This is a genomic window from Streptosporangium sp. NPDC002544 (genome assembly GCF_040295965.1).
In the GTDB taxonomy this organism is placed as follows: Bacteria; Actinomycetota; Actinomycetes; order Streptosporangiales; family Streptosporangiaceae; genus Streptosporangium.
Map to the genome: position 1 here is coordinate 604014 of NZ_JBEOWJ010000001.1, position 275 is coordinate 604288.

The following is a 275-nucleotide window of genomic DNA, read 5'->3' on the forward strand; positions in this document are numbered from 1 at the left end:
GCTGAGCATCGGGCGGTGCTGGAGATCTGCCGTCGGGTGCTGGGTGAGGAGCACCCGCACACGCTGTCCAGCCGGAACAATCTGGCGAGTGTGCTGTGGAGTCTGGGGCGGTTGGAGGAGGCTGAGGCTGAGCATCGGGCGGTGCTGGAGGTGCGGCGTCGGGTGCTGGGTGAGGAGCACCCCGATGCGTTGACCAGTCGGGGCAATCTGGCGCTTGTGCTGGGGGATCTGGGGCGGTTGGTCGAGGCTGAGGCTGAGCATCGGGCGGTGCTGGA

General features: G+C 68.0%; 1 protein-coding gene. It reads left to right on the top strand.

All coding sequences use genetic code 11. From position 1 onward, the window contains the following. Window positions 1–15: 15 nt before the first annotated feature. On the top strand, window positions 16–275 hold a 260-nt coding region (locus ABT061_RS48320; protein WP_350911944.1), incomplete at its 3' end, for a tetratricopeptide repeat protein.